Annotated in this window: 10 protein-coding genes and 4 tRNA genes; 7 read left to right on the top strand and 7 right to left on the bottom strand. The window is 61.7% G+C overall.

Annotated elements, in window-relative coordinates; translation table 11 throughout:
- Positions 1-24: 24 nt before the first annotated feature.
- The 5 genes from AC097L_RS19175 to AC097L_RS19195 all read right to left on the bottom strand — a co-directional run bounded on the left by AC097L_RS19175 (position 25) and on the right by AC097L_RS19195 (position 6,645).
- Positions 25-873 (bottom strand): ABC transporter ATP-binding protein, encoded by an 849-nt coding sequence (locus AC097L_RS19175; protein WP_479588317.1) that lies wholly within the window; start codon positions 871-873, stop codon positions 25-27.
- On the bottom strand, positions 870-1,676 hold the full coding sequence (ntrB, locus tag AC097L_RS19180) for a nitrate ABC transporter permease (RefSeq protein WP_479588318.1): 807 nt from the start codon (positions 1,674-1,676) through the stop codon (positions 870-872). The genes AC097L_RS19175 and ntrB overlap by 4 nt, the downstream gene beginning before the upstream one ends.
- A 259-nt stretch (positions 1,677-1,935) precedes the next feature.
- A complete protein-coding gene (locus tag AC097L_RS19185; protein ID WP_479588319.1) occupies positions 1,936-3,180 on the bottom strand; it encodes a CmpA/NrtA family ABC transporter substrate-binding protein in 1,245 nt (414 codons plus the stop codon).
- Between the two features lie 449 nt (positions 3,181-3,629).
- Positions 3,630-5,813: a putative bifunctional diguanylate cyclase/phosphodiesterase gene (locus AC097L_RS19190; RefSeq protein WP_479588320.1), complete on the bottom strand. Its 2,184-nt coding sequence runs from the start codon at positions 5,811-5,813 to the stop codon at positions 3,630-3,632.
- A gap of 184 nt (positions 5,814-5,997) precedes the next feature.
- Positions 5,998-6,645 carry an ANTAR domain-containing response regulator gene (locus AC097L_RS19195; protein ID WP_479588321.1) on the bottom strand — a complete coding sequence of 216 codons (648 nt, stop codon included), beginning with the start codon at positions 6,643-6,645 and terminating at the stop codon, positions 5,998-6,000.
- A 75-nt stretch (positions 6,646-6,720) separates the two neighbouring features.
- On the opposite strand from AC097L_RS19195, the gene tsaD reads away from it, so the two are divergent.
- Complete coding sequence (gene tsaD / locus AC097L_RS19200; protein WP_479588322.1) at positions 6,721-7,761, top strand: tRNA (adenosine(37)-N6)-threonylcarbamoyltransferase complex transferase subunit TsaD; 1,041 nt, start codon at positions 6,721-6,723, stop codon at positions 7,759-7,761.
- On the opposite strand, the gene AC097L_RS19205 is transcribed toward tsaD, so the two are convergent.
- Positions 7,762-8,118, bottom strand: a complete 357-nt coding sequence (locus AC097L_RS19205) for an Hsp20/alpha crystallin family protein (protein ID WP_479588323.1) — start codon at positions 8,116-8,118, stop codon at positions 7,762-7,764.
- Between the two features lie 94 nt (positions 8,119-8,212).
- Here AC097L_RS19205 and AC097L_RS19210 point away from each other — a divergent pair, with 94 nt between their 5' ends.
- Positions 8,213-9,484, top strand: a complete 1,272-nt coding sequence (locus tag AC097L_RS19210) for a branched-chain amino acid ABC transporter substrate-binding protein (RefSeq protein ID WP_479588324.1) — start codon at positions 8,213-8,215, stop codon at positions 9,482-9,484.
- On the opposite strand, the gene AC097L_RS19215 is transcribed toward AC097L_RS19210, so the two are convergent.
- Positions 9,481-9,690 (bottom strand): hypothetical protein, encoded by a 210-nt coding sequence (locus AC097L_RS19215; RefSeq protein WP_479588325.1) that lies wholly within the window; start codon positions 9,688-9,690, stop codon positions 9,481-9,483. The genes AC097L_RS19210 and AC097L_RS19215 overlap by 4 nt on opposite strands.
- 67 nt (positions 9,691-9,757) lie before the next feature.
- Here AC097L_RS19215 and AC097L_RS19220 point away from each other — a divergent pair, with 67 nt between their 5' ends.
- The 5 genes from AC097L_RS19220 to AC097L_RS19240 all read left to right on the top strand — a co-directional run bounded on the left by AC097L_RS19220 (position 9,758) and on the right by AC097L_RS19240 (position 11,639).
- Positions 9,758-10,915: a pyridoxal phosphate-dependent aminotransferase gene (locus AC097L_RS19220; protein ID WP_479588326.1), complete on the top strand. Its 1,158-nt coding sequence runs from the start codon at positions 9,758-9,760 to the stop codon at positions 10,913-10,915.
- Positions 10,916-11,016: 101 nt separating this feature from the next.
- Positions 11,017-11,092, top strand: a tRNA-Gly gene (locus AC097L_RS19225).
- A 57-nt stretch (positions 11,093-11,149) separates the two neighbouring features.
- Positions 11,150-11,223: transfer RNA gene (locus AC097L_RS19230), tRNA-Cys, on the top strand.
- Between the two features lie 66 nt (positions 11,224-11,289).
- A tRNA-Gly gene (locus tag AC097L_RS19235) sits at positions 11,290-11,365 on the top strand.
- Positions 11,366-11,554: 189 nt separating this feature from the next.
- Positions 11,555-11,639 (top strand) — tRNA-Leu (locus AC097L_RS19240).
- Positions 11,640-12,003 lie beyond the last annotated feature (364 nt).

A 12,003-nucleotide genomic window follows, 5' to 3' on the forward strand; every position in this document is an offset into this window, starting at 1 on the left:
CTGCGCTAGAGGGCTAAAACATGCTCAGGCTGTGATCTTTTCCACGTGGGCTTGCCGGGTGTACAGGAAGTCGATCACCGCCTTGCGGTAGCCCTGGTAGTCGGCGTTGTCGGCCAGTTCCACGCGGTTGCGCGGGCGTGGCAGGTCCACGCTGAGCACTTCGCCGATGGTGGCGGCGGGGCCGTTGGTCAGCATGACGATCTTGTCGGACAGCAGTACGGCTTCGTCCACGTCGTGGGTCACCATCACCACGGTGCTCTGGGTTTTTTGCACGATGGCCAGTAGCTCGTCCTGCAGCTTGGCGCGGGTCAGTGCGTCTAGCGCGCCGAAGGGCTCGTCCATCAGCAACACCTTGGGCTCCATGCTCAGGGCGCGGGCAATGCCCACGCGCTGCTTCATGCCACCCGAGATTTCGCCGGGGCGCTTCTGGGCGGCGGCGGTCAGGCCCACCAGGGCCAGCACCGCGTCGGTGCGGGCTTTGAGCTGGGCCTTGTTTTCCGACGGCGCGCCAGTGGATTTGTTGGCTGCGCCGAAGACGCGCTCTACCGCCAGATACACGTTTTCAAAGCAGGTCAACCAGGGCAACAGCGAATGGTTCTGGAACACCACTGCGCGCTCGGGGCCGGGGCCCTTGATCTCGCGGTTGGCGCACAGCAGTGTGCCGCTGGTGGGTTCGGTCAGGCCGGCGATCAGGTTCAGCAAGGTGGACTTGCCGCAGCCCGAATGGCCGATCAGCGCCACAAACTCGCCCTTGGCAATGTTCAGATTCACGTCGCGCAGGGCCGGGAAGATGCCCTTGGCAGTTTTAAAGGTTTGCTCGACACCTTGGATTTCGATGTACTTGCTGCTGAAACTGGTGGGGGTGGAGCTCATGATTTGACTTCCTCAAACGTAAATGCGGTGGCCAATTTGATCAGCGCGTGTTCCAGCAGCAGGCCGACGATGCCGATGACGAAGATGGCGATGATGATGTTCTTGACGTTCAGGTTGTTCCACTCGTCCCAGACCCAGAAGCCAATGCCCACGCCGCCGGTCAGCATCTCGGCCGCCACGATCACCAGCCAGGCGGTGCCTACGGCCAGGCGCACGCCGGTCAGCATGTAGGGCAGCACGGCTGGGAACAGGATCTTGGTGACGATCTTCCATTCGCTCAAATTCAGCACCCGGGCCACGTTCATGTAGTCCTGCGGCACGCGTTGCACGCCCACCGCGGTGTTGATGACCATCGGCCAGATCGAGCAGATGAAGATGGTCCAGATGGCGGCCGGGTTCGCACCCTTGAACACCATCAGGCCGATCGGCAGCCAGGCCAGCGGCGACACCGGGCGCAGCAGGCTGATCAGCGGGTTGAACATGCGGCCCATGAACTCAAAGCGGCCAATCGCAAAGCCCGCCGGAATGCCCACCAGCGCCGCCAACCCAAAGCCCAGCGCCACCCGCTCCAGCGAGGCCAGCACGTTCCAGCCCACGCCCTGGTCGTTTGGGCCCTTGCGGTAGAACGGGTCGCTGAACAAGACCACGGCCTGCTTGAAGGTTTCAAAAGGCGATGGGATGTTGCTGGCGGTGGTGATGGACACAATCGCCCAGATGCCGATCAGCATGCCCAAGCCCAGGATGGGCGGCACCACCTGGCGCCAGAAGCCGCGCCAGTCGAACGGCATTTTGGGTGTCGCCATTTTTACGTCTTTCAGGGGGCTAGCGCTCGTATCCATTGCGGTAGCAGCTAGCATTTTGGGAGTAGATGGGCTGTCTGCGGCATCGAACGATGCCTCTCGGGGGGAATGGAATACGGCACTGACCATGGTTTTCTCCTAGGGATGTGACTAATGAAAGCGGTGGACTTATTCGTGGATAGCTGGCCCTGGCTTTGCCAGGCCACTGGTATCGCCCCCCGGTAGGGGGTTGGCGCAGCGCAGTCTGGGGGGGAGCCAAGCCCTAGGCGTGGATCTTGAAGCTGTCGGCGTACTTTTTAGGGTCTTTGCCGTCCCACACCACGCCGTCCATCAGCTTGGCAGTGCGCATGTCGCTCTTGGGCAAGGGCGTGTTGCTGGCGGCGGCGGCCTGCTTGTAGATGTCGATCTGGTTGATCTGCTTGGCCACGGCCAGGTAGTCGGGGTGGTCTTTGAGCAAGCCCCAGCGTTTGTGCTGGGTCAGGAACCACATGCCGTCGGACAGGTAGGGAAAGTTGACCGCGCCTTCGTTGTAGAACTTCATGTAGTTCGGGTCGTCCCAGGTCTTGCCCAGGCCGTTTTGGTAGCGGCCCAGAATGCGCTGGTTGATGGCGTCCACGCTGGTGTTCACGTAGCTCTTGTCAGCGATGGTTTCGGCCATCTTGTTCTTGTTCGCCAGGCCGGCATCGATCCACTTGCTGGCTTCCAGGATGGCGGCGGTCACGGCGCGGGCGGTGTTGGGGTTCTTTTTGACGAACTCGGCGGTGGTGCCCAGCACCTTTTCGGGGTGGTCCTTCCAGATGTCTTGCGTGGTGGCAGCGGTGATGCCGATGCCGTCGATGATGGCGCGGTGGTTCCAGGGCTCGCCTACGCAGTAGCCGTCCATGTTGCCCACGCGCATGTTGGCCACCATCTGCGGTGGCGGCACGGTGATGACCTTGGCATCGCTCAGCGGGTTGATGCCGTTGGCGGCCATCCAGTAGTAGAGCCACATGGCGTGGGTGCCGGTGGGAAAGGTCTGGGCAAAGGTGTATTCGCGCTTCTCTGCGGCCATCAGTTTGGCCAGGCCGGGGCCATCGACCGCGCCCTTGTCGGCCAGCTTTTTGCTCAGGGTGATGGCTTGGCCGTTGTTATTCAGCGTCATCAGCACGGCCATGTCTTTCTTGGGGCCGCTTTCACCCATGTGCACGCCGTAGACCAGGCCGTACAGGGCGTGGGCAAAGTCCAGCTCGCCGTTGACCAGCTTGTCGCGCACGCTGGCCCAGCTGGATTCCTTGCTGGGGATGATCTTCACGCCGTATTTTTTGTCGATGCCCAGCACCGAGGCCATCACCACGCTGGCGCAGTCGGTCAGGGGAATGAAGCCGATTTTGACTTCTTCTTTTTCAGGTTTGTCGGACCCGACGGCATACACCAGCGCGCGCAGGGCAGGGCTGACACCCACGGCACCCACGGCGGCGGTTTGCAGTACCGAGCGGCGGCTGAGTTTTGTCTTCAAAAGATCAGTCATCTAAAGGCTCCCAAAAAGTTAAACAAAACGATCACGGCCCAGTTCCCAAGCAGCCTGCAGAACAAGCCTTCCAGAAACACCGCAGAACTGGCTTTGCCAGGCTGCTGGTGTTGCCCCCTGCAAGGGATTGGCGAAAAGCGCTTGCGCTGCAGCCTGGGGGTGAGCCAAAACCAAAAAAAGGCGTCCTCACCGCGCAGCGCGCTGCAAGTTGCAGCCTCTAACGGGTGGGGACGCCTTTGTCCGAATACGTGGCGGTTCGCACCCGCCATTGGGTGCTCGCTGCCATGGGACCATCGGTGGTCTTGCTTTGGTTATGCAAGCACCGTGCCAGCAGTTTTACAGTCTGCGTGCTATTTAATAAGTAGCAGATGGTACAGGTGCATGCTGCGCCAGCGGCCTATTTTGTTTGTAAGTAAAGGTTTGGCACTGTTTGTGTGCAGTGCACCATTTCAGCGGGTGGCGTGTTTCAAGGCAGGCGCGCGGATGAAGCCGCCGTCTTGTGCCAGCAGCTGGCAAAAGGCGGTGTTGGCCATCGGCTTGGCCAGCAGGTAGCCCTGAAATTCGTCGCAGCCCTGGCCACGCAGCAGGTCGAACTGGGCCTGGTTTTCCACGCCCTCGGCGACCACGGTTTTGCGCAGGTTCTGGCACAGGCCGACCATGGCGCGGGCGATCATGGCCACGTCGGCATCGGACTCGATGTCGGTGACCATGGAGCGGTCGATCTTTACCGTGTCCAGCGGCAGATGGCGCAGGTACGACAGGCTGGAGTAGCCGGTGCCAAAGTCGTCCATGGCCACCCGAAACCCCTGCGCCTTGAAGGCATTGAGCACGCTGATGGCGCGCGCGCTGTCGTCCAGAAACACGCCTTCGGTGATCTCCAGCTCCACCCGCTCGGGCGGCAGGCCGCTGTCGCGCACCAGCGCGGCCACGCGCAGCACCAGGTCGTCGGCCAGAAACAGCCGGGCCGACAGGTTGACGGCAATCACCAGCTTGGCACCTTGCGGCCCCTCCCACAGCGCGGCGGCGGCAAAGGCCTGGCGCAGGATCAGGTCGGTCAGCTCGCCAATCAGCCCGGTTTCTTCGGCGATCGGGATGAAGCGGTCGGGCCCTACCATGCCGACGCTGGCGCTGTGCCAGCGGGCCAGGGCCTCCACGCCGACGATGCGCCGGTGCTGGTCTACCTTGGGCTGGAAGGCCACGGTGAATTCGTTGTGCTCCAGCCCGGCGCGCATGGCGGTGGCCAGGTCGAGCCGCTCGTCGGCCACCTTGTTCAGCTCGGGGGTGAAGAACTGGAAGTTGTTACGGCCCCGCTCCTTGGCGGCGTACATGGCCACGTCGGCGTGCTTGAGCAGGCTTTGGGCGTCCTCGCCATCCTGCGGGTACAGCGCCACGCCCATGCTGGCACCCACCTGGAATTCGCGCCCCAGCAGGCTCACCGGCTGGTTGATTTGCTTGAGCACGCGCTGCAGGTGCGAGATGACGCTGTTGGCCCGAAAGTGCTCGTTGAGCAGCAGCACAAACTCGTCGCCGCTGTGGCGCGACACGGTGTCGCTGGCACGCACGCAGTTGCGCATGCGCTGGGCAATTTCGACCAGCAGCTGGTCACCTGCATCGTGGCCCAGGCTGTCGTTGATCAGCTTGAAGTGGTCCAGGTCGATGAACACCACGGCCAAAAAATGGCCCATGCGTTCGGCGTGGGCAATGGCCGGGCCGATGCGGTCGCGCAGCAGGTTGCGGTTGGCCAGGCCGGTCAGGCCGTCGTAGTTGGCCTGGCGCTCCAGCTGTTCGCGCTGGCTGCGGCGCTCGGTGATGTCCTGCACTGTGCCCTCAAAGCAGACAAAGCCGCCTTGCGCATCACGCACGCTGTGGGCGTTTTCCGAGATCCAGATGGTGCTGCCGTCGCGCCGGTAGACCTCGGACTCGAAGTTGCGCACCTCCCCGTGCGCTGCCATCAGCTTTTGGAAGCGTTCGCGCCGCTGCGGCTGCACGTACAGGCGGCGGTCGATATCGGCCAGGTCCGCAATCAGCTCCTCGGCGGTGGCGTAGCCGTAGAGCTGGGCCAGCGCCGGGTTGGCCGACAGGTAGCGGCCTTCCAACGAGGTTTGGAAGATGCCATCGCGCGCATGTTCAAAGATCTGCCGGTAGCGGGCTTCGGCATGGGCCAGCGCTTCCAGGGTCACAAAGCCCTCGGTCACGTCTTCGATAAAGCCCTCCAGCACCTGCTGCTCAGCCTCGTCTACCACCATCACGCCTTGCTCTTTGACGCGGCGGATGGCACCGCTGCGGGTCTGGATGGCGTAGTGCACCGTGAAGCGTTGTTCGGCACCGGCGGCTGCCAGAATCTCGGTGCGCACCCGGGTGCGGTCGTTCGGGTGGGTGATGCTCTCCCACGACACGGTCTGGTTGTCGATCAGCTCCAGCGCCTGGTAGCCAGTGAGCTTGAAGCAGCCCTGGCTGACGAAGCGCATGGTCCAGTGCAGGTCCGGCAGGCAGCGGTAGGCCATGCCTTCCAGGTTGTTGACCAGGGTGTCGAGGACCTTGTGCAGATTCACCGACCGCGCAATCAGCGGGCTCGAATGGTGTGAGCGGGCAGTGGGGTGCGGGGCAAATTCCATTTCCAGAGGGGCGGGCAACAGAGACTGCATAAAAAGGATAGGGAGCGAGAAGGGGCATGGCCACCTTGGGGTGGAGCGTTCTTGCTATGAAATAAGTAGCTGCTGGTGCAGTCAGATACTGCGCTAGAGCCTTATTTTATTTCAAAAATAATTGAAGACAAAATTGTGCACCGATTGTGTGCGCCGCACTATTTTCGGATGTTTATCCCAGCAGGTCGGCCACGTCGAGGATGCGCTGGGCCACATCCACCAGCTTGAGGCTCTTGTCCATGGCGGCTTTGCGCAGGCGGTCGTAGGCCTGTTGCTCGGACAGGCCCTGGCGCTGCATCAGCAGGCCCTTGGCGCGGTCGATCACCTTGCGGTTGAGCAGCTCGGTCTTGTGGCCGTCCAGCTCCTGGCGGGTGTCGGCCAGCTCCTTGCGCAGCGCCTGCTCGTGCTCGAAGCGGGCCATGGCCACGTCCAGAATGGGCCGGATGCGCGCCGCCGACAGCCCGGCCACGATGTAGGCCGACACGCCCGCCGCTACCGCGTCTTTAACAACCGAGGTGTCATCGTCGTTGGTGAACATGACGATGGGGCGGCGCGCATTGCGGGTGGCCACCACCACGTGCTCCAGCGCGTCGCGGGCTTCGCTTTCGGCATCCACGATCACCATGTCGGGCTGCAACTGGGCCAGTCGCTCAGTCAAAAACACGTCGGCAGGCAGGCTGGCTACCAGGTTGTAGCCGTTTTCCAGCAGGCCAATGCGCAGCGCCCGCGAACGCTCGGCCTGCAGCAGGGCCGTATCGTCCTGGGGGTCCAGCACGTCCAGATCGGGGGCAATCACTACGATGCGCAGGGCTTCATTCATGGATAAAAACCCGCAAGATTCGCGCCAAGATGGTGCGGGCCTACACTCCAAGCCTGTTTGACAGAGGGAACGCTTGTGCTGGTATTGGGTATTGAATCATCGTGTGACGAAACCGGAATTGCGCTGGTGCGCGCTAACGGCCAAGGAGAAGGCGCGGCTTTGCCGGTGCTGCTGGCGCATGCCCTGCACAGCCAGATTGAAATGCACCAGGCCTATGGCGGCGTGGTGCCCGAGCTGGCCAGTCGCGACCACATCCGCCGCGTGCTGCCGTTGACCCGCCAGGTGCTGATGGAAGCTGCCCACACGCTGCAAGACGTGGACGTGGTGGCCTACACCCGCGGCCCCGGCTTGGCCGGTGCACTGTTGGTGGGCGCGGGCGTGGCTTGTGCACTCGGCGCCGCTTTGGGCAAGCCGGTGCTAGGTGTGCACCATTTGGAAGGGCATTTGCTGTCGCCGTTCTTGAGCGAGGACCCGCCGGAGTTTCCGTTCGTGGCGCTGCTGGTGTCGGGCGGCCACACCCAGTTGATGCGGGTGGACGGCGTGGGCCGCTACGAGATGCTGGGCGAGACCATTGATGACGCGGCGGGCGAGGCCTTCGACAAATCCGCGAAGCTAATGGGCCTGGGCTACCCCGGCGGCCCAGCCTTGTCGCGGCTGGCTGAAAAAGGCGACCCGGTGGCGTTCAAACTGCCACGGCCCCTGCTGCACAGCGGCAATCTGGATTTTTCGTTTGCCGGTTTGAAAACGGCAGTGATGACACAGGCCAAGAAACTGGGCGACGACCTGGAAGCGCGCAAAGCCGACTTGGCCGCCAGCACCCAGGCGGCGATTGTCGAAGTGCTGTTGAAGAAATCGATGACGGCGCTGCAGCGTACCGGCTTGCGCAGGTTGGTGGTGGCAGGCGGCGTGGGGGCCAATAAGTCGATGCGCAACCAGCTGAATGCCGTCTGCGCCAAGGCAGGTATCCGCGTGCACTACCCCGAGCTGCATTTATGCACCGACAACGGCGCGATGATCGCCATGGCCGGTGCCATGCGCTTGCAGTCGGGCCTGCAGGCACCCACGCGGGCTTACGCTTTTGACGTGAAGCCGCGTTGGCCCTTGGACTCCCTTTAGTTAGTTGATCGTCAGGTTCGACACGTTGCTGACCGGGGCCTTTTTGGCCAGCTTCAGAGTCAGCACACCATTCTCCAGCCGCGCATCGCTGGCCGACACATCGATGTCTTGCGGCAACTCGTAAGCGGCCTTGTAGGTGCGGGGTGCATCGGGCTGGCTTTCAATGCGCACCACACTGCCTTCGATGCCGATGGAGAGTTGCTCCTTGGCGATGCCGGGCACGTCGAATTGCAGGCTGTAGGCGTGCTCGTCCTGGGTGATTTGATAGCCCGCAGAGCGTTTTTCGTCCAGCAGATGCTGCAGGGCGCGCAGGTTGTTGTGGCGGGAAAAAGCGGGGTGGGTAGCTGCGATAAACATAGTAGGCTCCGTTTACATTACGCGGCGCTCACATCGATTGCCGCTTAGGAATCACATCTGCGTGCGCCGCCCCCTATTTCAAGGAAGTTTTTAGATGTTTAAGTTTCGACGTGCGCTCTTGAAATCGTGCGCTGTGGCGCTATGTGTACTGGTTTTTGTCTCCGCCCAAGCCGCCCCCGCGCCCATCAAGCTGGCCCTGGTCGAAGGCCTGAGCGGCCCGTTTGGCAACACCGGCGAGGCGGTGTTCCGCAATCTCATCTGGGCTGTGGAGCGCGTCAATGCACGCGGCGGTGTGCCGCTGCCCGATGGCAAACACCTGCTGGCGCTGGAGCGCTATGACAGCAAAGGCCAGAACGAAGAAGCCCTGTCGGCCCTGCGTGCGGCCATCGACGACGGCGCGCAATACATCCTGCAAGGCAACTCCTCGGCCACTGCCGCGGTGCTGATAGACGCCATCAACAAGCACAACGACCGCGAACCTAGCAAGCGCGTGCTGCTGCTGAACTACGCCGCGGTCGACCCCACGCTGACCAACGAGAAATGCAGCTTCTGGCATTTCCGTTTCGACGCGCACGCCGACATGCGCATGGCCGCGCTGATGGCGGTGTTCAAAGATGATGCCGCGGTCAAAAGCGTCTACATCCTGGGCCAGGACTACAGCTTCGGCCAGGCCGTGGCGCGCGAGGCCAAGCGCCAACTGGCCCTGCAGCGCCCCGACGTGCGGGTGGTGGGCGACGAGCTGCACCCGCTGGGCCGCGTCAAGGACTTCATTCCTTACGCAGCCAAGATCAAGGCCAGCGGCGCGCAGGCCGTCATCACCGGCAACTTTGGCAACGACCTGACCCTGCTGGTCAAGGCCGCCCGTGAGGTGGGTTTTGAAGGCAAGTTCTACACCTTTTATGGCAATGCGCTGGGGGCTCCGGCGGCGCTGGGTGAGGCGGGTGTGGGCAAGGTCATCGCCGTGGCCGATTGGCTGCCGAACACGCCTACGCCGCAGAGCCAGGCTTTTGTGCAGGCCTTTCGCCAGCGCTTTCCCAAGCCCGCCGACGATTATTTGCACATGCGCATGCAGTTGATGGTGGAGGCGCTGGCCCAGGCTGTCGAGAAGGCCGGTACTATGGATTTGATAGCTGTAGCCACAAGCTTGGAGAGCGCTAGCCTTAGTTTATATGGCCAAACCGGTCGTATGCGTGCCGCCGACCACCAGTTCCAGCAGTCCTTGTCCGTCGGCACCATGGACCGCCAGGGCACGCCGGGCGTGCAGTTCGATGTGGAAGGTTCGGGCTACGGCTTTCGGGTCATCAAACAAACCAGCGCAGCCCAAGCCGAAATGCCCACCACCTGCAAGATGGTGCGGCCTGGCTAGCGCGTGTAGCCTGCACAGGCCCCGGCATTGGGGCGGCCTTTGCACTCACGCAGCAGGCGGCGGTTGCGCTCGGCCGTGCTTTCCGACGAGTCCTTGAGGATGCGGACCTGGGAGCCGCCTTTAGCTTTTTTGGTTTTGGCCAAGCTGGGGCCGCTACAGGCCAAAACCAGCGCTATCAGGCAGCAATGCAGAGTCTGTGTAGCCATGGTTCGAATCTCCAAAATAGCCCACGGTGGGCCCGCATAATCATGCCTCTACATCCTCCATCCGTCTATGCGCCAAGCCATCCTGAATCTCGAAGAATCCAAAATCCGTGAAGTTGCTAACGCTGGTATGGGGCGCCGCGACGTGCTGGCCTTCTGGTTCGGCGAAAGCGACGAAGTCACGCCCGATTTCATCCGCCAGGCGGCCATCGCCTCGCTGCAACAGGGCGAAACCTTCTACTCCCACAACCTCGGCCTGCCCGAGTTACGCCAGGCCGTGGCCGATTACATGGGCGGGCTGCATGGCCCCATCGGTGCCGACCGCATCGCCATCACTTCCGGCGGTGTGAATGCGCTGATGCTGGCCATCCAGATGCTGGTGGACGCGGGCGACGAAGTGGTCGCCGTCACCCCGGTGTGGCCCAACCTCACCGCCCAGCCTGCCATCCTGGGTGCGCGGCTGCGTTGCGTGGCACTACAGCCGCAGGCCGACGGTGCTTGGGCGCTGGATATGGCGCAATTGCTGGCCGCAGTCACGCCCGCCACCAAGCTGCTGGTGTTTAACGCCCCGAACAACCCCACCGGCTGGACGCTGACCCGCGCCGAGCAGCAAACCATCCTCGACCATTGCCGCCGCACCGGCACCTGGATCCTGGCCGACGAAGTCTACGAGCGTCTGTACTACGCCCCCAGCGCCAACGGCTGCGCGCCCAGCTTTCTGGACGTGGCCGCGCCCGAAGACCGGCTGGTGGTGGTGCACAGCTTTTCCAAAAGCTTTTTGATGACCGGCTGGCGGCTGGGTTGGCTGGTGATGCCCGCCAGCGCCACCCCCCACATGGGCAAGCTGATCGAGTTCAACACCTCGTGCGCCAGCGTGTTTGTGCAGCGCGCCGGTATCGCCGCCTTGCAGGGCACCGACAACATCACGCCGCGCGTGGTGGCCCACCTGAAAACCTGCCGCGACACCCTGGTGCCGCTGCTGCAAACCGTGCCCGGCGTGCGGGTGGCTCTGGCGCAGGGTGGCATGTACGCCTTCTTCCAGCTGGCAGGCCATCCGGACTCTTTGGTCACCGCCAAGCGCCTGGTGACCGAAGCCGGTTTGGGCCTGGCCCCCGGCAACGCCTTCGCCCCCGAGGCCCAGGGCTGGTTGCGCTGGTGCTTTGCGTCCAAAGATCTGCACCGGTTGGAGCAGGGTGTGGAAAGACTCAAAAAGTGGGCTATAATATGAAGCTCGCTGCAGCGCACTTGGAGTGCAAAGCAGCAAGCGATAAGAACCCAGGTTCAAGTCAAAATCAGTCCAAAGTCATGTTATGATTTCAGGCTGAAAACGCGGGAGTAGCTCAGTTGGTAGAGCGCAACCTTGCCAAGGTTGAGGTCGAGAGTTCGAGACTCTTCTCCCGCTCCAAATTGGTAAAAAGGGAAGCTTCAGGCTTCCTTTTTTTATGATGATTGTGATGAGTGCGGCGCGATAACAAAGCGGTTATGTACCGGATTGCAAATCCGGCTAGCCCGGTTCGACTCCGGGTCGCGCCTCCAAAATTTAAAACCCGATTTGATTCGGGTTTTGCTTAAAAAGCCATGCTAGAATATGAGGCTTGAAACGCGGGAGTAGCTCAGTTGGTAGAGCGCAACCTTGCCAAGGTTGAGGTCGAGAGTTCGAGACTCTTCTCCCGCTCCAAATTGGCAAAAAAGGAAGCTTAGGCTTCCTTTTTTATGCCCGTTTGTTTTTGTGTTTTACGGCGGTGAACACCAGGCTTTCAGAGCCAAAACCACCCTCCCTGCGGGTTACAATGCGACTGCTTTTCAGCTGCAGTGCGACGAGACAGGAGGCTTATCTTCTGGTCTCGGCACCGAGGTTGGTGCAGCAGGCTCGGTGGTGTAATTGGTAGCCACAGCAGACTTAAAATCTGCCGACGCAAGTCGTACCGGTTCGATTCCGGTCCGAGCCACCATTTGCCCAACCCCCCAAAAAAAAGCGCAAAGCACCGTTCTCTTCCATGAGAGCGCTTTTTAAAATAGTTTTTTGACCTGAGCACACGGAACGGTTTTCAAATGCTATTGAACCAATAGCTGCTGGCGTAGCTCTGATGCGCGTTGGATGCCTGACTTCCTCCAAAGTCTGTCTGCCGTACAAGCCAACAAGCCAACAAGTCAGCCAACGCCTACATGCCCACGTCATGGCTGCCGCTGTGTCTTTTCTGTGTAAGCGTCCGGCGAACCCATCTTGAACTGAGCCCTTTCCACTCGCAAGATCGTGTGCACGCAACAGATCGTGCACACCATGCTTAAAGATTCAGAGATTTCCAGAGATACAAC

The organism is Rhodoferax sp. RT5P35 (genome assembly GCF_056521385.1).